The sequence below is a fragment of the Paenibacillus sp. FSL R10-2771 genome, from assembly GCF_038000205.1.
GTDB classification, from domain to species: Bacteria; Bacillota; Bacilli; order Paenibacillales; family Paenibacillaceae; genus Paenibacillus_AQ; species Paenibacillus_AQ phytohabitans.
Window position 1 is genome coordinate 3,786,472 of record NZ_JBBOBM010000001.1, and the last position, 19,993, is coordinate 3,806,464.

Below are 19,993 nucleotides of genomic sequence, written 5' to 3' on the forward strand. Positions count from 1 at the left end.
TCAAGGATGCGTATGCTATCAAAACTTTCAGGAGGAATAATCATGTCTTTTCTATCCAAGGTACGGCAGGCAAATCCGCTCGTACATAACATTACCAATATTGTAGTGGCTAATTTCACCGCTAACGGACTGCTGGCGCTGGGGGCTTCCCCGTTCATGGCCGACGCACTGGAAGAGGTGGCGGATGTTGCCGCGATGTCCGGGGCGGTCGTGCTGAACATCGGTACACTGAATGAAGCTATCATCACTTCAATGGTGAAGGCCGGGCAAGCCGCGAACCGGCATGGTGTCCCGCTCGTGCTTGATCCCGTTGGAGCAGGTGCTACACCGTACCGCACTGACGTTACCGCGAAGCTGCTGGGTGAGCTGCAGCTGACCGCTCTGCGCGGCAACGTGGCCGAAGTAGCCAATGTCGCCGGAGAGCGCTGGGCGAGCAAAGGCGTCGATGCCGGAGCAGGTGAAGGCGATGTGATCGCCTTGGCGAACAAGGCTGCGCGGAAGCTGAACTGCGTGGTGATCATCACCGGCAAGGAGGATATCATTAGCGACGGCACGCGCACCTACATCGCCAGCAACGGCCATTCCATCCTGACCCAAGTGACGGGAACCGGCTGTCTGCTCAGTGCCGTAGTAGGCGCATTTCTTGCAGTAAGCGGCGGGAATGCGCTTGAGGCAGCTGCCGAAGCACTCTCGTTCTACGGCGTGGCAGCCGAGATTGCCGCAGAAGCCGCGGAAGGACAAGGACCCGGCAGCTTCCAGATAGAGTTCCTGAATCAATTGTCCCTGGTGAAGCCAGATATCTACAGCAGCCGGTCACGCCTGCAACTGCTTGAACAATAAAACACACCTCTAAAAGGAGAATACCCGATGACCCGTATACGTAAAGCGTTAACGATTGCCGGCTCTGACAGCGGCGGCGGTGCCGGTATCCAGGCTGATCTGAAGACCTTCCAGGAGCTTGGAGTCTACGGAATGTCCGCGCTCACAGCGGTCACGGCACAGAATACCTTAGGTGTTCAAGGCGTATATCCGCTGGAGCCGGAAGCCGTTGCTGCGCAGCTGGATTCTATTGGCAGTGACTTGACACCAGATGCCATTAAGACCGGTATGCTGTTCAGCAGTGAGATTATCGGTGTTGTCGCGGATAAGGTGACATCTTACGGCTGGCAGCAGCGGCTTGTGATCGACCCGGTAATGATTGCCAAGGGCGGGTCCGCTCTGCTGCTGCAGGAAGCCGTGCAGGCACTGATTACCGGACTGCTGCCGTTGGCTCTTGTGGTTACCCCCAATCTTCCCGAAGCAGAGATGCTCACGGGGATGAAGATCAATGGAATGTCAGACAGAGAACAGGCTGCACGACTCCTTCATCAGATGGGTCCGCAGTACATTGTTCTTAAGGGCGGACATGATCCGGCAGGCGATCAGCTGGTGGACCTGCTCTATGACGGCCGGGAATTCCAATATCTGACCAGTCCGCGGATTGAGACCAGGCATACGCATGGGACCGGCTGTACTTTCTCGGCGGCGGTGGCGGCAGGACTTGCGCTCGGCCACTCTATAAATGAAGCGGTGCATACAGCCAAAGCCTTCATTCAGGCAGCCATTGAGGACAGTCTGAACATCGGGGCAGGACAAGGGCCGACCAATCATTTTGCTTACGGGAACCGTATCAGATCAGGGGGGCAGCAGCTATGAAACGGATTGACAGTGAGGATATGCGCAAGCTCCTTAAGGTATATTTCATTATGGGCAGCGTGAACTGCCGCCTCTCTCCAGCCGAGATTTTATCTGCCGCAGCAGACGGGGGAATCACCTTATTCCAGTTCCGTGAAAAGGGTCCCGGTGCTCTGACCGGCGCTGCTCTGCTAGAGCTTGGACAGCAGCTCCGGGCAATCTGCCGGGACAAGCGGATTCCGTTCATCGTCAATGACGACCTGGAGCTGGCGGTCGCACTTGATGCAGACGGGGTCCATGCCGGCCAGGATGATCTGCCGGCCCGGACGATCCGCCAGCGGCTCGGCGAGCACAAGATCATCGGCGTTTCCGCCCATAATCCCGCGGAAGCGCAGCAGGCAATTGCGGACGGAGCCGATTATCTCGGGATCGGTCCGGTCTACCCCACCTCCTCCAAAGACGATGCCGAAGCCGTTCAAGGGACGGCTGTCATTGAAACGCTCCGCCGCAGCGGACTTAATATTCCCCTGGTAGGGATCGGCGGTATAACCCTGGATAACGCCCTGCCGGTGATCCGGGCCGGTGCAGACGGAATCTCCGTAATCTCGGCCATAGCCGGAGCGGAGGATATCCGGGAGACCGCGAGGGCGTTCGGGCGGATTATACAAAGCGGAATGCTTCCGGAATGAGCTTATATAAATGAGTGTATTTCAATTCCAAAAACACCCGCAGCTGCCTTCACACAGGCGCTTCGGGTGTTTATTGTGCATTCCGGCATAACCTGTTTACCGCTATTTCAGCGTAACATTTACTTTTGGAATATTCAGGCGTATAATCAGTTTACATTGTTAACTGTTAACAAAAGAAACTATTATCAGGTCAGAGGAGGTTGCCCCATGACAGATCCGGCGCAAACGATAGAGGTGTATCATTCCTTGCTCGCCGTTGCCCGCCAGCTCCGTAAGCTGGCCCATCAGAGCGCTGCGGATCTCGGATTAACCGTGCATCAGATCGGTATACTGAATTCTCTCCTCAAGCATCCCGGTCAATCGCAGAAGGAAATAACGGAGCGTCTGGTATTTGCCAAGAGCCGCGTAAGCCTGCATATTGATGCATTGGCCGAGAAGGAACTGGTGACCCGGACCGCCTCCGAGGCAGACCGCAGGGAAACGAGGCTGAATCTCACACCGGCAGGTGAAGCGCTGTGCAGGCAATATAACGAAGACGCCTACTCATACCAAATGCTGGGAGCGGCACTGGATCATTTCTCCGGAGAAGAAGTCCAGTCGCTCATTCAAATGCACTCACAGCTGCTTGAACAGCTGACCCGGAATCAGGATAACTTAAATAACACACAAAGCTGGTGATGAATAATGTCCAGAGGTTTCGGTCCAATGGGATTCGGCGGACCCGGGCATGGCAAATTAAAGTTCGATGATGATGAGGCGAAGCCGGATATATCCAAGACGCTGCTGCTCCGCATCGTGAAATATTTCCTGCCTTACTGGAAGCAGACCCTGCTAGTGATGATTGTGCTGTGCATTTCTGCAGTGCTGGGGCTGCTTCCTCCAATCCTGATTCAGCATATTATCGACCGTGCGCTCCCGGATAAAAACCTGAGGCTGCTGGTTCTGCTCGTCCTTGCCTCACTCGGGACAACTATAGTGTCCGGTCTGCTGGGCGTGCTGCAGAATTACCTGAACTCTTTTATCTCGCAAAATATTGTCCATGATATGAAAAATCAGATGTACCGCCATCTGCAGGGCATGCCGCTGCAGTTCTTCTCAGGGGTCAAGCAAGGGGAAGTCATCACCCGGATGACCAGTGATATTGCCGGGATACAGGGCGTGTTCAACAGCACCATCGTTAATTTTGCCAGCAATCTGTTCATTCTGACTACGACAGCGGCAACTCTGTTTATTATGAACTGGAAGCTGGCGCTGCTGGGCATACTGGTCGTCCCCCTGTTCATTATGCCAACCCGCAAAATGGGCAATGTGCGCTGGAAGCTGGCCAAAGAAACCCAGGAGAAGATCTCCGAGCAAAACCAGATCATACAGGAAACGCTCAGTCTCAGCGGATATATGCTCATGAAGCTGTTCACCAAGGAAGACACCGAGCTGGCGAGCTTCAGAACCGTTAATGCCCAGGCGACACGCCTGCAAATCAGAGAATCGATGGCCGGCCGCTGGTTTATGCTGGTCCTCACCACCTTCACCAGTATCGGGCCCATGCTGATTTATCTGTACGGGGGTTATTTATTTATCCAGGGAGAGCTGACGATTGGTGCGATTATCACCTTTGTGGCGCTGCTGGGCAGATTATACGGGCCGGTCATGCAAATGACCAATCTGTATGTGGATGTGAACCGGTCGGTGGCGCTGTTTGAACGGATTTTTGACTATTTCGATATGGACCCGCTGATTGTGGATTCGCCGCTGGCCCTGCCAAGCAGTGCTGACGGCCAGGATATTGTCTTCGAAAAGGTGAATTTCGCCTATCAGCCGGGCAAACCGGCCCTGCTGGAAATTTCCTTCACGGCTGCCGCCGGATCACTGACTGCGCTGGTCGGCCCCAGCGGAGCGGGTAAAACAACCATTACCAACCTCATCCCCAGACTCTATGAACTGGATTCGGGTGTGATCCGCATCGGCGGCAAAGATATCCGTGAGTTCACGCTGCACTCCCTGCGTTCTCAGATCGGGCTGGTTACGCAGGATACGTATCTGTTCAACGGGACCATCCAAGAGAATCTGCTCTATGCAAGCGCCAGTGCCACTGAAGCTGAGATGATTGCCGCCTGTGAAGCCGCTTATATTCATGATTTCATTATGAAGCTGCCTGAAGGCTACAATACGGTAGTCGGTAACCGGGGAATCAAGCTGTCCGGCGGAGAGAAGCAGCGGATCTCGATCGCCCGAGTGCTGCTTAAGAATCCGCCCATTATCATCATGGATGAAGCCACCTCGTCACTGGATACAGTGTCGGAGTTCTATATCCAACAGGCGATGCATCAGCTGCTGCTGGGCAAGACCAGCATCGTTATCGCCCACAGGCTTTCCACCATTATGGCTGCCGATACGATTCTCGTCGTTCAGGACGGCGCTATTGTGGAGTCTGGACAACATGCTTCTCTGCTGGCGGACAACGGGGTCTACAGGGATTTGTATAACAAGCAGTTTCAGGCGACAGAGTCCGCCACTTGATGTTGTACGGAATTGAAAAAAGGGATTCCCGGAGGCCATTTACGGCTGCCTCCGGAATCCCTTTTTATAATTGAACAGACAAGTCCAGGTCTATCTCTCTATACGCAATGGCTCCAGCTTGTCCATCCATCCGCTGAAGTATTCCGGCGTCTCGTTCTTCTTCAAGCGGCCATAATATTCGTCCACAAAACCGCCGTCTCCGGCACGCTGTCCTGCCCACTCATAGAATTCTTCAAACCGCGTCAACGCAAAATTACGCTGCTCCAGAATCAGATAGGCACCGAGCAAGCTGTCCAATGTCAGGTCTGTGGGGTTATTTTTGTACTCCTGCTCACTTAGCCGCAGCTGGTCTTCCGCATATTGCTTGGTGAGGGTCTTATCCGGTACATACCGTGTTCCCTGAAGCTCATACACGCCTACCAGCGCTGGACCAAGCGGCAATTGCCCGGAAAAGGGACTTGCAAGCAAATCCTCATCTCCGTCCTGATCCGTATCCTCATAGTTCACCGATACATTATCGTTAACAGTTACCTGCATGACTCCGTCGATTTCCTCAACGACAATATAGGATGATTCAGGACGGTTATCCATCAGACTGAACAAAAAGGTGGCATGGTTATTCTGCACAAGCGCTTCCGCCCAGAGATCATCTTCCTCACTCCAGATATTGCCGCCTTCAATCTTAATTCCGGCTTGCTTGCTGTCAAAGACAATCTTCCCGTCCTTCACAACCGCAAACTGCGTATACGTAAACTCCCCTTTGTTCCAGTAATACACCTCGTAGATCTGCCCGTTCAGCTGAACGGCATCCATATGTAAGAAGCCTGAATATTTATCCGAAATCTCCGGGGAGACTTCCGGTACTTCCCCCGTAAAATCAGCGGTTGCATCCGCCGGAGAGGCTTGTGGTGCAGTTGACTGTGCTGCTGCTTCTGAAGTCACAGATGCTTCCGGCGGCTCCGCAGATTCATTACTGCCGGTTCCCGAGCAACCGGCTATAACCATTAGCGCTAATAGCAAACTTATTATTCTCATTTGATCCTCCTGATGGTTTGTCAGTATGTCAGCAAACGCTTAAATGCTGTGAATCCCTATTTCTCTGCGTCCAGTCTGGAGTAGAGTTCAGCCAGCTCTTCTGCGGTCAGATGCCTCCACTGCCCCCGCTCAAGGCCGCTGAGCGTAATGTGCATGATCCGGATGCGCTCCAGGCGGAGCACCCGGTATCCCAGCTCCTTGCACATCCGGCGGATCTGCAGATTCAGCCCCTGGGTTAAAACAATCGCGAACTCGTTGTCCGTGATCCTGCGGGTGAGGCAAGGCTTAGTCCGGGTCCCGAGAATATCCACACCGTCTGACATCTCCTGAAGGAATGCTTCAGTCACCGGCTTGTCCACCGTAACGTTATATTCCTTCTCATGCCCATGCTCGGAGCGCATCATCCGGTTAACCACGGCTCCGTCATTGGTCATGAGTATCAGTCCTTCGGACTGTTTGTCCAGCCTGCCGACGGCAAAGATCCGGGAAGGATAACCGACATAATCAATGATATTCCCTTCCACCTGCCGGGCAGCTGTACAGGTAATCCCAACTGGCTTGTTAAGAGCCAGATAGACCCGTTCTTCCCGGTCCGGGCTCAGCGTAACGCCGTCAACGGCCACCGTATCTCCAGGCTCAACACTAGCCCCCGCTGCACAGGCTATACCGTTAATGGTTATCCGTCCCGCCGCAATCAGCCGGTCCGTCTCTCTGCGCGGATATACGCCTGTCTCACTTATATATTTATTAATTCTCACTCCAGTACCCGCTTTCCTGCCCTACATATTAAAGAACACCTGATTCACTTACAAATCAGATGTTGCATATGGGCACATGGCCGCCTTATTTACTGCCTCCGGTTTTGTTGCCTCCGCCGCCGCCCTTGGCTGCGCCTGCTCCCTTAGTTCCCGGTTTGGTACCCGGGCTTCCGGGAGGTCCGCTTTTTGCCGGCTTCACGGGTTTCGCCGTCTTATTCCAGCGGGTCCAGCCCTTGCTCCCTGTCCCTCTGCCTGTGCCGCCGCCTTTACTTTTTGCCACAATATCACTCCGTCGGTATTCAGTTTTCGTCATGCATTCCTCTATCTTACCATTATTCCGGGGGTAATGTCAGGTAAAACCGCAAACAACCTGCGCGGAGAGGCTCCGGCAGGCTGCATTACGAACTGAAATGAAGCTGTTGCTGCTGCTTATTTCGGCTGAATATAACCTTCAGCTTTCAGAAGCTCAGCGATCAGGACAGCACCGCCGGCAGCACCTCTTACAGTGTTGTGGGACAGGCTGACAAATTTGTAGTCATAGAGTGAATCCTCACGGAGTCTGCCGGCCGAAATTCCCATTCCGTTCTCAATATCACGGTCCAGACGGGTCTGCGGACGGTTCTCTTCTTCGAAATAGGTAATGAACTGTTTAGGTGCGCTTGGCAGTCCCAGCTGCTGCGGACGTCCCTGGAAGCTGTTCCAGCGTTCCAGAATCTCTTCCCTGCTAGGCTTCTGCTCAAAGGAGGCGAATACCGCAGCCATATGGCCATCAGCAACCGGCACACGAATACACTGTGTGGTGATTACTGGCTGTTCGCTTTTGACAATCCCCTCTTCGGTTACCTTCCCCCAGATCCGCAAAGGCTCCTGCTCACTCTTCTCTTCTTCACCGCCGATGAATGGAATCACGTTGTCCACCATGTCCGGCCAGTCGGCAAAGGTTTTACCGGCTCCGGAAATCGCCTGATACGTTGTCACAACAACCTTCGAAGGCTTGAAATCATGAAGCGCATGCAGTGTAGGCATGTAGCTTTGAATGGAACAGTTTGGCTTCACAGCGATAAATCCGGTTTCGGTACCCAGACGTTTGCGCTGCTGGGCAATCACCTCAAGATGCTCAGGGTTGATCTCAGGAATCACCATCGGAACATCCGGCGTCCAGCGGTGCGCGGAATTGTTGGAAATAACCGGAGTACCAGTGCGTGCGTAGGCTTCTTCCAGTGCCTTGATTTCTTCTTTCTTCATATCTACAGCGCAGAAGATCAGATCCACATCCGCAGACACTTCCTCTACCTTGGAGGCGTCCTGAACCATGATACTCTTAACGGCCTCCGGCATTGGTGTAGACAGCTTCCATCTGCCTTTGACGGACTCTTCGTACGTCTTACCGGCCGAATTCGCGCTCGCGGCAATAGCCGTTACCTGAAACCAGGGATGATTCTCAAGAAGTGCAATGAAACGCTGGCCGACCATACCGGTACCGCCAACAATACCCGCTCTCAACTTACTTGACATAAGAAATTCATTTCCTTTCAAGCAGCGCCTAGCGATAGGTGCTTTTTAATAACCGATTATAAATGATATATGCATGTTACACAATATGTGATTATAAAGTAAGTGTTTCCTGTTCCTAAAAATTATCGCGCCATCCCCAGACGCTTGGACAATTCACCGAGATCCTGGCCCTTGAGCGCTCCCTCGACCAAAACAGGAAGTAACGCCGGAGTACAGGCAAAGCAAGGGGTTCCGTCACGGGTGAGCTGGGCGGCCAGACGCTCGTCGTAGGAAGGCTTCCCTTCATCCGACAGGGCCAGCAGTGTCATCGTCCGCACACCGGATTCGCGCAGCTCACGCATCCGCCGGACCAGTCCGGCCTGGTTGCCGTTCTCATACAGATCGGAAACAATGATGAACAGCGTCTTCTTCGGCTCCTCAATGAACTGCTCACAATACTTCACGGACTTATGGATATCCGTGCCGCCGCCAAGCTGAATGCCGAAGAGCATGTCTACAGGATCATTGGCACATTGCTCAGTCAAATCTACGACCTCAGTGTCAAAAGCGACCACACGCGTGTTAAGCGCCGGAATGCTGGCGAAGATCGAGCCGATGACCGAAGCCCAGATGACAGAGCTGGCCATCGATCCGCTCTGGTCAATGTCCACGATCACGGTCCATTCCTTGCTGCGGCGTGCCCGGTCGAAATAAAAGAACCGCTCGGGGATAATCATCCGCCGCCCTGCATCGTAATGCTTCAGATTGCGCTCAATGGTCCGCTTCCAGTCCAGCCCGCTCAGGGACGGCAGCGGAGAATGCTGCCGCTTGTTCAGCGCGCCGGTGACGGCACGGCGGATATCCGTCTCCAGCAGCTTGACCAGCTCATCAACCAGTGCCTGGACTAGCATTCTTGCGGTGTCCTTTGTTTTCTCGGGAATTTTGCCTTTGAGTGCCAGAAGCGTACCGACCAGCTGGATATCCGGCTTCACTGCCGCCAGCAGCTCCGGCTCGAACAGCAGCTGCTTCCAGCCTTTGCGCTCCATGGCATCACTCTGGATAATCGAGACAACATCCTCCGGGAAGAAGGTGCGCACGTCCCCAAGCCATTTGGACAGGTTAATAGCGGCATGCGCTGATCCCGCCCCTCTGCCCTTTGAACCCGCTTGAGAGGTCCCGTCAGCTCCGCCAGCACCTGCCTCATTATAGATGGCTGCCAGCGCCGCATCCATAATCCGCTCTTCCTCGGTCAGCGTAGGCCCGCCGCCTGCCCCGTAACCGGATAAGGCTTCCTCCGCTTCCTGGCCCAATATCAGCCTCCAGCGCGACACAGCCCCGTTCCGCCCGTTATCCTTAATATCCTCCGCCATCTATAGGTCACCGAAGTCAAAATCGTTCAGCTCATCCAGCATTTTGGCTTCCTCCTCCTTCAGCTCGCCTGTAAGAATCTCAGCAGCCTGTTCTGTGTTCACACCCCACAGCTCACCCAGAAGCTCGGAGATCATCGTCTTCTCCCGGGGAGAGAAGGTGCTGAATGCCCGGCGCAGAAAGACCAGGGCACGTTTGAATTCCTCATCGTCCAGAGCATTAATATAATCATTCAGCTGCTCCCACAGGCTCATCCGCGACAACAGCCCATAGCGGTTACGCATAGACAGCCCTTCGAACCAGCCCGCCCCCAGATCAGCGGGGATACCCGGAGACAGCCGGCGTGACACCTCTGCGGCCACATCTTCCGCAGAGACCGCAGCCCGCTCCATCAGGATCGCGCAGGCGAAGCCGGACAGCCGGGGGTTACGGTCATCCCGCTGTGACAGCTGCTGCAGCTCCTGCAGCCACAGGGCAGTATCCAGAGTCCCGCTATGTTCCAGCGAGATGCCGTTCAGCTCATTCATGGCGCTGATCATCAGCGCCGCAGCTTCATCGTTACAGCCGCTCGCATCCAGCAGGAACAGGCAGCCGCGCCGGAACAGCTCCTCCAGCAGCGGCACGAGCGGAGCGGTATCCACCTTGCGGATATCGCCGAAGCCGATAATTGTCGCCAGCTCCCGGGCAGCGGCGGCAATAGCAACTACATCGCGGCTGTCCACCGCCAGGCTCTGCAGTACCCGGCTGCTCTCCTCCATCTGCGAGGTCATCGCGCACTGGCAGGCGATGCGGATCAGCGCAGACGCATCAGTAATGGAGCGGCACTCCAGCAGCTTCTCCTTCAGCACATAAGCTGAAGCGACTTCAATGGTCTCGCCCAGGAGCGTCGATTCAACCACCTGAATCTCCACCTCCGGTGACCACTGGATAATCCAGTGCTCTGCCCAGGTTGCCCCGGACTGTCCGCTTGGCATATTCCGCACGAAGGATATGCCCAGCAGCTCCAGCCTGTGAAACAGCACGGAACGGTGCAGATCCAGGTAGGCCGCTTCAGCGCTGGACACCCGGCGGTTCTCACGCAGATCGAGCGCCAGGTCACTGGCTACAGTGGACTTATATTTCTCCAGCTTATACCGTTTCAGCAGCCGGTTCAGGTCATCCTGGATCGGTGTCTGGCTGACACCTTCGGCCAGGCTGCCAATCGCCGTACCGACATCTACCCGGGCCAGCGATTCGGCAACAACCGAGAGGTCGCCATGGCCGAGCAGTGTCTGGGCGGCATCGCGCAGATCACGCAGTGTAGGCGCGCTCCCGCCGTGCAGTGCTGCCAGCGACTCTGCCAGCCGGACCGCTTCAATGACTTCAGCCGTGGAGCGGTGCGTCCCGGATCTGCGTACCTGCCTAGCCACGGAGGACAGGTAGAGATGCGGCAGCTCCTCAGCCCTGCCGGACTCCATCAGCTCCCACATCAGCTCGAAGTAATGCGGAGCCCCGTTGCCTGCACCATAGCCGGACATTGTAGAGAGCTTGTAATACGAATACGGCATCAGTGTCAGCTTCGTGCTGCGTGCAGGCAGTGACGCCAGCTCGCTGTCGGTCATCCCGTCTGCAAGGTCTGCCAGTGCAGCAGCATGGTAAGCGCCGCAGATCACTACTATCTTCTCCGGCTGATGGCCGGCTTCAATCTTCTTCCGGATCTGGCGCCGCATATAAGCTTCGCGCAGCGCGTTATAAGCATATTCGCGGGGCTGCTCTACCAGCTCCCGGGACTCTGACAGCTCACGCATCCGGGCTGAGAACGCCAGTATCGCCGCACGGTACGCTCCGCTGCTGGCGTTATGCTCGTAATTGCGTTCCCAATACATATCATAATCAGATTCACCGGCGAGCCGGGCAATCCGGCTGTACACCGATTCCTGCTCCTGCAGCTCATCATCCGTAGGCTCACCTTGTTCATCCGCCGCAGGCTTAAGCACCGGCCTGCTCCCGGATTCAAGCCGCAGGGCATCCTGCAGACCCAGGGTTACGGATGAGGGAAGATCGATGAATTCCGCTTCTGCCCCATGCTCCTTCGCCCATCGCATCCCCTGGTATTCCGGGGAGTAGACAGCAAACGGCCACAGCACCGTCCGCACAGGCAAATCCTCAGTAAAGGCCAGAATTGCAACCGGAGGTTTCGTGACGGTGTGAGTCAAATGACGGATCTCGTCAGTCGCATCACCGGGTCCTTCGATCAGTACGGCGGTCGGCTGAAGCTCATTCAAGTATTCCAGCAGATGCTTCGCACCGCCCGGAGACAGATGGCGCACCCCGAAAATATTCACAACGGCAGCAACAGCCGCCCCACTCACTCGTTCATCTCCTTGCAGGCTTGATACAATCCGCGCCAGTCCGCTCCTTTTTTCTTCATTACATTATCGAGGTATTCCTTCCAGACCAGCTTATCCTTGTCATCATCCTTGACGATAGCCCCCTGCAGGCCGGCAGCCAGATCCCCGTCGGTCAATTCTCCGCTGCCGAAGCTGGCTGCCAGGGCCATGCTGTTCGTCAGCAGGGAGATGGCTTCCGCCGTGGAGATTACACCGGCCGGTGTCTTCACCTTCTCCTTCTTGTCGAGCGTCATGCCGCTGCGCAGCTCGCGGAAGATCGTCACTACCTTGAGCAGTGCTTCATCCGCCGGAACAGAAGCCTGAAGCTCATACGAAGAAGCAATCTCTGCAACCCGCTTCTTCACGATCGACAGCTCGGTCTCCAGATCAGACGGTGCCGGCAGCACGATGATGTTGAACCGGCGCTTGAGCGCCGCTGACATTTCGTTCACGCCGCGGTCGCGCGTGTTGGCGGTGGCAATAATGGAGAAGCCTTTGCGGGCACTGGTCTCCTTGCCCAGCTCCGGCACGGAGATCGTCTTCTCCGAGAGGATGGAGATCAGCGCATCCTGCACCTCGGAAGCGCAGCGGGAGATCTCCTCAAACCGGGCTAGCCCGCCGTCCTCCATTGCCCGCATAATCGGACTCTTGACCAGCGCCTCCGGCGTTGGCCCGTTCGCCAGGAGCATGGCATAGTTCCATGAATAACGTACATGCTCCTCACTGGTTCCGGCAGTCCCTTGCACAACCAGGCCCGAGTTGCCGTAGATCGCAGCCGCCAGATTCTCGGACAGCCAGGACTTTGCCGTTCCCGGCTCACCGATCAGAAGCAGCGCCCGGTCTGTTACCAGCGTGGCGACCGCCATCTCGATTAGCCGCGTGTTACCGATATATTTCGGGGTAATCACGGTCTTGCCCGCCTTGCCTCCGGCAATGAACGTTAACACCGAACGCGGCGACATCTGCCACCCGGCAGGGATACGGCCTGTATCTTCCCTGCGTAAGGCCTCCAGTTCCTCACGGTATAGAACCTCGGCTGGCAGACGCATGTAATCCTGAAGCTGACTTTGTTCCGTCGACATGAACACCTCTCCTTTATAAGAACTCTTCAATTAGATTTCTCAAGCTACATCCGCCCAGGATTATTGCGCACTCTTCAAGCTGTTCAGCACATACTCCAGCTGCTGCTTGCATTCATATCTATATTTAGGGACAATCGCTTCCAGACGTCCCACATAACTGACCGGGAAGCGCTCAATCAGTTTGAATAAGTAGAGCTCAAATGTGTAAGCTGTATGAACATTTTTATTCTCAAGGGCTGTCATCAGCAGCTCAAGACGCTCCGGCTCCGGCACCCCGGCCCTCTCCAGACCCTTGAAAATATTAGAAAGGAGATCATAAGTCGTGCGTTTAAATGGCTCCTGCAGCTTGCCAAGCAGGTAGTCCCGCACGCCCTTATGACCCGGCCGGGCAAAAGCGCTTGCCAGGTTCACCGCATCATGCTGAATGAACCAGTCCAGCCAGCGGGAATCCCAGGCTGCCGCAATTTCCTCGGCTGACAGCATCTCCCTGCTGTAAGGCTGCCTGATTCCTGCAGCATCCCACTCTACCTCATACGCCCTCCGGCGGATATCCACGACCTGCTCCTCTATCGTATTAATCAGCAGCTGGGCGCGCTGAGCCGCATCTTTGGCATCCTTGCCCACCAGCGCTTTCAATTTGTCCATAAAGGTTCCGCCGAACCGGCTATACAGCTCCTTGGGCGTCATCACCCGCTGGGCGGCGTGGAAGTAATTCGGCAGGAAACGCACACTCCGCTTCTCCAGCGCCTCCAGCTCTGCCAGTGCAGCTCCGCCCGGAGTATTCTCTTTATACCAGGCTGCCTGGTCAATGAGCGGAATCCAGCCGAGCGGGGAAAACCTGGCATATTCCTGAAGGATATAGCTGTAGATTTCATCCAGCTGCGGGCTACGCTCATGGCGAAGAGCGGTCAAGAATGGAAGAAGGCTATTCCATGCGGCCTCTGTGAGCTTCTTGTCTGCATTATTCTGCGGCGCCTTCTGCAGTTCTTCCATGAACAATGCCGCCAGCTTATCAGACACCTCTGCGGAAGCTCTGCCCGCCAGTACACCGGCAACCATCTCACGGTCCTTTTTCGCCGTGAAAGCCTCCACAAGCCGTTCACCGCCCTGCTGCGAACCGCCTGCAGCCAGCGCCGAGAAGGCAGCTTCACGGATGGCCTTCTTCTTATCTGTTGTCCACTCCAAGAGTGCATCCACATACTGCTCATGACCGGCGAGCCATTTCATAGCGGCTACCCGGATGTCTTCACTGCCGCTTCCGGCGATGCGGAACATCTCCTCCAGATACCGGTCTCCTCCCACCTTGCCGATCACCTCAAGCTTGCGGACCTCGCTCCTGCCGCCGGCTGGATCCAAGCTTTCGAACAGGAATCCGGCAATGTCCGGTCCATAGGACGGAAGAATATCGGTCATCGCAAAGTCTGCAAGTTCCGAATAAGGATCGTTCAGCGCCGAGACTGCCGGCGGCAGCAGCCGCAAATCCTGAAAAACACCTTCCTTGAAAGCATCAATTACAATTTCATATCTTCCGCTTCCCGTTGTGCTGAGCGCCTGCTGAACGGCACCAATCTTGCGGTAGGGCTGATTCGTCTTAAGTTCAAAGCTCAAGGCCGGCAAAGGTCCGGGGGTTCCGTCAACTGCTGTTGTCCCCTGGGTATACAGCACCGACTCCAGCAGCAGCGTAAGCTCCTGCAGTTGAACACCGGGAGCGGCCTCTTCAGCACCGTCAGGCTCCAGCAATGAAGCCACGCCCTCGCCCAGCTTCTTAAAGACCGGTGCGCGTTCCCCCAGCTGCTGAAACTGCGGAAGCAGTCGTTTCAGGCGGAAGTCTCCAGCCGCTAACCCGCTTCCGGCAATATACAGTCTTCTAATCTCCTGATGCAGCTCCTGTAATAACGCTGTGCTCATGGACTGTCCTCCTATATGAATGAACTTGAGTTTAATTAGAGTTCAGATGCTCGCCGCTGTCCTTCCTTGAACTTCTAATACAGCAACCGGATGATTTCTTCACCCTTAATGACTGTCAGCGGTTGGGCAGTCAGCCTTCCCTTGTCCAGGTTATGCTCGAACATCACCAGCAGGTAGCAATCCGTATGCGCGGCAGCCGGCACAAACGGCAGCATATGCACGGTTCCCTGCGGCAGGGACGGAATATCCTCCAGCGCCAGCCTGCTGCCGGATTCATCCGTTATGACATATTGGCCGCTCTCCGTAATGCCCAGACTGGCGGCATGCAGCAGCATCACCGGCAGCTTATCGCTGAGCGGATTCTTGATCTGGTTCTTCACCATCTTGACAGCTTCCGCGTAGGAGCGGTGAGCCTGGGCAGTAGCCCGTTCTATATCCGGGCCTTGCACTGTTCTTGGAGACATGGCTTCAAAACGGACCCGGGCATTCATATCTCCCGGATAAGTATATAGCTGAGGGACCACAGCAATCTCAAAGAAGCTGTCTTCCTCACGCATCAGCTTAGCGGCCTTATACGGCCGGTAATTGACCGTCCGGTGGATCTTCCCGCCTTCCGCAGTGAGGTCCACCCAATACCCGAGATCTACATATTCCAGCCGGGCCATATCATTGAAGCTGTAGAAGGCGAGCTGCAGCAGCTCTGCCCCTTCCTTCACCAGTCCGTATTCCTTCAGTTCACTCAGCTGCCAGGCATGCCCCAGCCACTCATCGATGGTCGATTCATGGTCGAGTGCATGCTCCGGGTCCTCGCTCCGGGCCAGCAGATACGCCCGGCCCTTCTTAATAAATGCATGAAGCCGTGACAGCTGCTCCATCGCATATGTATAGTTCTGTTCCTGGTCCTTGCCGCCGAACATGAGAATCGTGAACCGTCGCAGCTCAATCTGTGCTCCTGACAGATAATAGTTGCCAAGCTGCTTCACCTGCTCCTGAATCGTCTTCATGCTCGAACGGTCAATGGTGGACAGTCCGCCGCGGACGAACCCCAGCACCAGCTTCTCAAGCATATCGAGCCCTTCAAGCTGGGCGGTAATTTTTTTCTTAAGCGCGGATTTGTTAACCTTCTTTGGCTTAGGGTCTGCCCCTTCGGCCGCCTGCTTCACCTTATTCTCTTCCCGCTTCTCAGCCTTCTCACGTTTGGAGGCTATGTCCTCAGGGACGGGGGCGGGGCTGAACGTCTGACCTTCGGCCTTGGCATAGAGCAGCCCTAACGCATGCTTACAGGGAAACTGGCGGCTGGGGCAGCTGCAGCGGAATACCGGATTGTCCGGCACGATGAAATCCACAGAACACTCATAGGGAGTCTTGCCGCTCCCTGCACATTTTCCAAACAGCAGCTCTCCGTCCTCCGACTGATGGAGCTCTATGAAGCTTTTTTTGCGGACCAGACCTTGACCGTTCTTGATGGCTGCAGCATTGGGTGCAAGTGAATCAACGTATGATGAAGTAAGTTCAGGCAAATCAGATTCCTCCCGGCTGAAATAGGATGTACGCGGCATAAATAGGAGTGCGGTTATGACACATGCAAGTTATTACCCAACTTCAACGGATAAGATCACATGTTTGCATTTATCTTAGCAAAAATATTCCACCGATCCAATCCAGAAGACTGTCACAGGGTTAAAATAGTTATTATGACCTAGCTTACTTATCCAGTTAATGTAGGCAGGGAATAAGTGTATTTCGTACAGTTAAAAACAGGCTTTCCAGCGGATTTGTTCCGTTAATTGTATTCTGTACAACTAAAAATTACGAAAAGTGATCATTCAACGAAAGGCAGTCTATATAAGTGTATAAAATACAGTTATCCTGCTTAACTCGTACTTTCAGGCGATTTTAGTTGCACTAAATGCAGTTAGAGCCAGGCTGGTTTCTCTGCTTCAAGCAAAGTCCGGGTCTGCTCCACTCCTTACGTCTGCCCGTCTGCCCTACCACTAGAATAAGCCTTGTCTCTGTCTGCAAAAAAAAGAAACGGCCCGCTGTCACAGAAGACAGCTGCCGTTTCAATATTCCAAGCAAGTTATTTTATTTAAACCAGCCTTTTTCCTTAAAGCGCGTGATCGCTTCAATCCGGTTGCCGACATCCAGCTTGTCCAGGATCACAGAGATATAGTTGCGGACCGTTCCGGTCGTAATATACAGCTGGCTGGCGATCTCCTTCGTATTCTTGCCGTCTGCGATCAGCCCCAGCACTTCCTTCTCACGCTGCGTGAGCGGATTAGCTTCGCTGCTGTAAGCCTCATCCATCAGCTCCGGCGCATATATCCGTCTGCCGTCCATCACATTGCGGATCGACAAGGCCAACTCTTCGCTTGGACTGTCTTTGAGCAGATAGGCATCAACTCCGGCTTTGACCGCACGTTCGAAATAACCGGTCCGGGCAAACGTGGTCAGAATCATGATTTTGCAGCCCGATCCCTTCAGTGCTTCCGCCGCTTCGAGACCTGTCATGGCCGGCATTTCAATATCCATGATGCAAATATCCGGCTGATGCTGCTTCACCAGCTTCACGGCCTCTTCCCCGTTGCCTGCCCGGCCCACAACCTTCATATCCTCCTCCAGATCCAGGAGGGCAGCGAGCGCCCCCAGCAGCATGCGCTGATCTTCGGCAATCACTATCGTAATCATTACACGTTTACCTCCATTTCCGGCCGCTGTGCAACATTTGGCACCTTAATGACAATCGTTGTTCCTTCGTCACGCACCACTTCCATACTGCCGTTGACGAATTCAAGCCGTTCCCTCATCCCCTGCAGTCCATGACCTTTATGGTAGTGATTAGTCCCTTCAATTCCCGCGCCGTTATCCTTCACCTTGATGATCAGGTCGGTCCGGGAAGGTTCGATCTGAATCAGGCACAGCGAGGCACCGCTATGTTTGACCACATTGTTCACGGCCTCCTTCATACACATGCTCAGCACATTCTCGGTAATCAGGGAAGTGTTGGTCAGGTTAGGGTCACCCTCCAGCATGTAGCCAATCTCTGCCGCCTGGAGTAATTGCCGGATACGGATCAGCTCATCTTCAAGCCGGATGCCCCGCATCTGGGTAATCATTTCCCGGACTTCCTTGAGGGCGCTGCGGGCCGTCATCCGGACATCATTAATTTCGATCTGGGCCTGCGCCGGATTCTTGGTGATCAGCTTGCCTGCCAGGTCACTCTTAAGGCCAATCAGCGACAGCCGCTGCCCCAGCGTATCATGCAGATCACGGGAGATCCGCTGGCGCTCCTCCATAATGACCAGCTCGGAGATCCGTTTGTTGGCATCCTCCAGCTGTCCCTGCAGCTTATCCTGATTGTTGCGGTTATAGGTCGTGACCGGCAGCAGCACCACGGCAATGATACTGACCAGCACGAACGGCAGCTGCGAGAGGAACACGGGATTACGCGTAATCAGCTCATAGTTGATGGCCACGATCGTTGTCAGCAGATGAATCGAGTATAGGGTGAAGAAAGCGGCCCTTTTCTGGATATTTCCGATGAAAAAAGCCAGGAACAGCGCAAAGTACATATACCCGAAGAGCAGCGTCATCGTTATCGAGACAACAATCTGCACACTGGTCCAGAAATAGACTACCCACCCTTTCGACTTAAACGCCAGCACATAGCAGGCGAAGAAGACGATAATCATCAGAATTCCGTATACCCAGCGGCCTGCCGAGGCCGAGCGAAAGATCGAATAGAACGGAAGAATGTAAAAAACGACCCATACATAAGGGCTCAGTCCCGTGCTTTTATGAAAAATATGATGCCACTTCTGCATGTTAGCCATCCTTTTTGCCAGCAAGATTATACCCCCATTTTAGCATAAACCACCCTGCAACCGGCAATTCCGCGCAATGTTTCGGACAAAAAGAAAGAACAGGCCCGGCAACTGCGCTCCCGGTCCTGCCTTCCTCTTCTGTGGCGGCTACTATTTACTCTGGAATCCCGGTTTGATTACCTTCAGCACCTCTGCTGCCGCAGGCTTCTTCTGCTGCAGCCGCTGCTTCATTTCCTTGAAGCTGACGAACGTTTTGTGCTCCTCATCCCACAGACGGTACTTCAAGGCCTGCAGACTGGTGCTGAGCGTAATGGTTGTCGCTTTTTGCAGCGGCGGGGTGGCATTATGGGCCAATTCCAGGTTATAGTTAGGCACCTTCGGGCTCAAATGATGCACATGATGAAAACCGATATTGCCGGTAATCCACTGCAGCAGCTTCGGCAGCTTATAGTAGGAGCTTCCTTCTACTGCGGCGTTGACATAGCTCCATTCCTCATCATGCGCGAAGTAGGTATCTTCAAACTGATGCTGCACATAGAACAGCCAAATGCCGAGAAAACCGGAGACGAACACAACCGGCAGCTGCACCAGCAGGAATGCCTGCCAACCGACAAGCATAATCATCGTACCGTACAGGGCCACTATCGAGACATTCGTCAAATACGTATTCATGCGTTCCTTGCGTCTGGCACCTTTGGCGTTGAAACGGTACTGGATCACGAAGACGGCAATGGGTCCGAGTACAAACAAAACCAGAGGGTTACGATAGATCCGGTAGTATAGTCGCTGCAGCGGTTTCGCGGCTGCATATTCATCCACGGTCATAATCCAGATGTCGCCGGTGCCTCTTTTGTCGAGGTTGCTGCTTCCGGCATGATGTATCGAATGGCTATGCTTCCACTGGCGGTAAGGGACCAGAGTGAGCACACCGGTTATTGTTCCGAAAATATCGTTCGCTTTGCGGTTCTTGAAGAATGAGCCGTGACAGCAGTCATGACAAATAATAAAGGTGCGGATGACAAAACCTGCAGCCGGAACGGCGAACAGCAGCGTCAGCCAGTAGGAAACGGATAAGCTGAAATAAGCAGCAGTCCATAGGAGCACTAGTGGCCCAAGTGTATTAATGAGCTGGTAGATGCTCGCTTTACGGTCTGTTTTTTCGTAAGGGGCTACGCTTTTCTTCAAGCTGGAGAGCTGGGATGTCTGGTTTGTAGTCATCGGGATCGTTTCCTCCTCGGATGCATCCATTCAAGGATACTTATCTCTCTACATTAT

Annotated in this window: 17 protein-coding genes; 5 read left to right on the forward strand and 12 right to left on the reverse strand. The window is 54.5% G+C overall.

Translation table 11 applies throughout. The annotated features are described in order from the left end of the window. The first annotated feature begins 42 nt into the window (after positions 1 to 42). The 5 genes from thiM to NSU14_RS16355 all read left to right on the forward strand — a co-directional run bounded on the left by thiM (position 43) and on the right by NSU14_RS16355 (position 4,880). Positions 43 to 840: a hydroxyethylthiazole kinase gene (gene thiM / locus NSU14_RS16335; RefSeq protein ID WP_340946239.1), complete on the forward strand. Its 798-nt coding sequence runs from the start codon at positions 43 to 45 to the stop codon at positions 838 to 840. A 27-nt stretch (positions 841 to 867) separates the two neighbouring features. Continuing rightward, complete coding sequence (gene thiD, locus NSU14_RS16340; protein ID WP_340946244.1) at positions 868 to 1,695, forward strand: bifunctional hydroxymethylpyrimidine kinase/phosphomethylpyrimidine kinase; 828 nt, start codon at positions 868 to 870, stop codon at positions 1,693 to 1,695. Further along, a complete protein-coding gene (thiE, locus tag NSU14_RS16345) occupies positions 1,692 to 2,363 on the forward strand; it encodes a thiamine phosphate synthase (protein ID WP_340946246.1) in 672 nt (223 codons plus the stop codon). The genes thiD and thiE overlap by 4 nt, the downstream gene beginning before the upstream one ends. A gap of 207 nt (positions 2,364 to 2,570) precedes the next feature. Continuing rightward, positions 2,571 to 3,041: a MarR family winged helix-turn-helix transcriptional regulator gene (locus NSU14_RS16350; protein ID WP_047013909.1), complete on the forward strand. Its 471-nt coding sequence runs from the start codon at positions 2,571 to 2,573 to the stop codon at positions 3,039 to 3,041. A 27-nt stretch (positions 3,042 to 3,068) separates the two neighbouring features. Beyond that, the gene (locus tag NSU14_RS16355) at positions 3,069 to 4,880 is read left to right on the forward strand and encodes an ABC transporter ATP-binding protein (protein ID WP_340946248.1); all 1,812 of its coding nucleotides are present in this window, start codon (positions 3,069 to 3,071) and stop codon (positions 4,878 to 4,880) included. Between the two features lie 90 nt (positions 4,881 to 4,970). Here the strand turns inward: NSU14_RS16355 and NSU14_RS16360 are convergent, their stop codons facing one another. The 12 genes from NSU14_RS16360 to NSU14_RS16415 all read right to left on the reverse strand — a co-directional run bounded on the left by NSU14_RS16360 (position 4,971) and on the right by NSU14_RS16415 (position 19,936). Continuing rightward, on the reverse strand, positions 4,971 to 5,915 hold the full coding sequence (locus NSU14_RS16360; protein ID WP_340946250.1) for a hypothetical protein: 945 nt from the start codon (positions 5,913 to 5,915) through the stop codon (positions 4,971 to 4,973). A gap of 56 nt (positions 5,916 to 5,971) precedes the next feature. Then, positions 5,972 to 6,673 (reverse strand): pseudouridine synthase, encoded by a 702-nt coding sequence (locus NSU14_RS16365; RefSeq protein WP_340946252.1) that lies wholly within the window; start codon positions 6,671 to 6,673, stop codon positions 5,972 to 5,974. Between the two features lie 85 nt (positions 6,674 to 6,758). Beyond that, the gene (locus NSU14_RS16370; RefSeq protein WP_340948955.1) at positions 6,759 to 6,956 is read right to left on the reverse strand and encodes a DUF3934 family protein; all 198 of its coding nucleotides are present in this window, start codon (positions 6,954 to 6,956) and stop codon (positions 6,759 to 6,761) included. A 146-nt stretch (positions 6,957 to 7,102) separates the two neighbouring features. Further along, positions 7,103 to 8,188, reverse strand: a complete 1,086-nt coding sequence (gene asd, locus NSU14_RS16375) for an aspartate-semialdehyde dehydrogenase (protein WP_340946254.1) — start codon at positions 8,186 to 8,188, stop codon at positions 7,103 to 7,105. A 122-nt stretch (positions 8,189 to 8,310) separates the two neighbouring features. Next, positions 8,311 to 9,537 (reverse strand): VWA domain-containing protein, encoded by a 1,227-nt coding sequence (locus tag NSU14_RS16380; RefSeq protein WP_340946256.1) that lies wholly within the window; start codon positions 9,535 to 9,537, stop codon positions 8,311 to 8,313. After that, the gene (locus tag NSU14_RS16385) at positions 9,538 to 11,886 is read right to left on the reverse strand and encodes a DUF5682 family protein (protein ID WP_076244715.1); all 2,349 of its coding nucleotides are present in this window, start codon (positions 11,884 to 11,886) and stop codon (positions 9,538 to 9,540) included. Further along, a complete protein-coding gene (locus tag NSU14_RS16390; protein ID WP_042136712.1) occupies positions 11,883 to 12,986 on the reverse strand; it encodes an AAA family ATPase in 1,104 nt (367 codons plus the stop codon). The genes NSU14_RS16385 and NSU14_RS16390 overlap by 4 nt, the downstream gene beginning before the upstream one ends. 60 nt (positions 12,987 to 13,046) lie before the next feature. Further along, on the reverse strand, positions 13,047 to 14,894 hold the full coding sequence (locus tag NSU14_RS16395) for a HEAT repeat domain-containing protein (RefSeq protein ID WP_042136710.1): 1,848 nt from the start codon (positions 14,892 to 14,894) through the stop codon (positions 13,047 to 13,049). 74 nt (positions 14,895 to 14,968) lie between these two features. After that, positions 14,969 to 16,414, reverse strand: coding sequence for an SWIM zinc finger family protein (locus NSU14_RS16400; protein ID WP_076244709.1), 1,446 nt, complete (start codon positions 16,412 to 16,414; stop codon positions 14,969 to 14,971). Positions 16,415 to 16,979: 565 nt separating this feature from the next. Beyond that, positions 16,980 to 17,582: a response regulator transcription factor gene (locus tag NSU14_RS16405; RefSeq protein WP_042136705.1), complete on the reverse strand. Its 603-nt coding sequence runs from the start codon at positions 17,580 to 17,582 to the stop codon at positions 16,980 to 16,982. After that, positions 17,582 to 18,718: a sensor histidine kinase gene (locus NSU14_RS16410; RefSeq protein WP_042136703.1), complete on the reverse strand. Its 1,137-nt coding sequence runs from the start codon at positions 18,716 to 18,718 to the stop codon at positions 17,582 to 17,584. The genes NSU14_RS16405 and NSU14_RS16410 overlap by 1 nt, the downstream gene beginning before the upstream one ends. Before the next feature lie 150 nt (positions 18,719 to 18,868). Then, the gene (locus NSU14_RS16415; RefSeq protein WP_340946262.1) at positions 18,869 to 19,936 is read right to left on the reverse strand and encodes a fatty acid desaturase; all 1,068 of its coding nucleotides are present in this window, start codon (positions 19,934 to 19,936) and stop codon (positions 18,869 to 18,871) included. Between the last annotated feature and the right edge of the window lie 57 nt (positions 19,937 to 19,993).

Bases quoted from the DNA above. Each gene is read 5' to 3' on its own strand.
- thiM (WP_340946239.1), top strand. From the start codon at position 43: ATGTCTTTTCTATCCAAGGTACGGCAGGCAAATCCGCTCGTACATAAC.
- thiD (WP_340946244.1), top strand. From the start codon at position 868: ATGACCCGTATACGTAAAGCGTTAACGATTGCCGGCTCTGACAGCGGC.
- thiE (WP_340946246.1), top strand. From the start codon at position 1,692: ATGAAACGGATTGACAGTGAGGATATGCGCAAGCTCCTTAAGGTATAT.
- NSU14_RS16350 (WP_047013909.1), top strand. From the start codon at position 2,571: ATGACAGATCCGGCGCAAACGATAGAGGTGTATCATTCCTTGCTCGCC.
- NSU14_RS16355 (WP_340946248.1), top strand. From the start codon at position 3,069: ATGGGATTCGGCGGACCCGGGCATGGCAAATTAAAGTTCGATGATGAT.
- NSU14_RS16360 (WP_340946250.1), bottom strand. From the start codon at position 5,915: ATGAGAATAATAAGTTTGCTATTAGCGCTAATGGTTATAGCCGGTTGC.
- asd (WP_340946254.1), bottom strand. From the start codon at position 8,188: ATGTCAAGTAAGTTGAGAGCGGGTATTGTTGGCGGTACCGGTATGGTC.
- NSU14_RS16380 (WP_340946256.1), bottom strand. From the start codon at position 9,537: ATGGCGGAGGATATTAAGGATAACGGGCGGAACGGGGCTGTGTCGCGC.
- NSU14_RS16390 (WP_042136712.1), bottom strand. From the start codon at position 12,986: ATGTCGACGGAACAAAGTCAGCTTCAGGATTACATGCGTCTGCCAGCC.
- NSU14_RS16395 (WP_042136710.1), bottom strand. From the start codon at position 14,894: ATGAGCACAGCGTTATTACAGGAGCTGCATCAGGAGATTAGAAGACTG.
- NSU14_RS16405 (WP_042136705.1), bottom strand. From the start codon at position 17,582: ATGATTACGATAGTGATTGCCGAAGATCAGCGCATGCTGCTGGGGGCG.
- NSU14_RS16410 (WP_042136703.1), bottom strand. From the start codon at position 18,718: ATGCAGAAGTGGCATCATATTTTTCATAAAAGCACGGGACTGAGCCCT.
- NSU14_RS16415 (WP_340946262.1), bottom strand. From the start codon at position 19,936: ATGACTACAAACCAGACATCCCAGCTCTCCAGCTTGAAGAAAAGCGTA.